Here is a 601-nt window from a genome sequence, read left to right on the forward strand (position 1 = left end):
ATTTTTCTCTCTCGTTTCATAGGTTAAAATTAAGGTTTTATGCTTAACTTTAACTGGACGCTAAATTAGTACATCCATATATTATATTCTGATTCAATTCATTTAAATTATTAAAAAATAAAAAATTTAATGCTTGCTTTAATTTAAACGTAATATGGCTATTATCATCATTTAGCATTTCTAAAAATGCATCATAATCGTTTGCAAATTTATAGGCATTATAGCCTTTAATATATTCTAATTCGCATCCATCATAAATTTCATAAGTATCCTTAATTTTAATTATTTTGTCTAAAATATATGTAATTAATATTTTATTTATTCTATTATTACTTATTATAATTCTTTCATAATCATAAAAAGCCCTTAGTATAATGGTTTCAAACACATTGAATGGATTTGTATTATCACTTTCTCCTACATTCCAAATAAAGAAATCTTCAAGCTCAATATTTTTAAGTTTTAAAGAAATAACATCAATTTTATTATGTTGAGTTACTTGTAACAAAGTATTATTAGATATAAGGTGGATGTACTAATTTAGCGTCCAGTTAAAGTTAAGCATAAAACCTTAATTTTAACCTATGAAACGAGAGAGAAA

Annotated in this window: 1 protein-coding gene; it reads right to left on the bottom strand. The window is 23.0% G+C overall.

What is annotated here, in order from left to right; genetic code table 11:
* Positions 1 to 49: 49 nt before the first annotated feature.
* Positions 50 to 508, bottom strand: a complete 459-nt coding sequence (locus H6W52_RS21130; protein ID WP_185216992.1) for a hypothetical protein — start codon at positions 506 to 508, stop codon at positions 50 to 52.
* Between the last annotated feature and the right edge of the window lie 93 nt (positions 509 to 601).

The organism is Chryseobacterium sp. C2(2020) (assembly GCF_014218915.1).
In the GTDB taxonomy this organism is placed as follows: domain Bacteria; phylum Bacteroidota; class Bacteroidia; order Flavobacteriales; family Weeksellaceae; genus Chryseobacterium; species Chryseobacterium mucoviscidosis.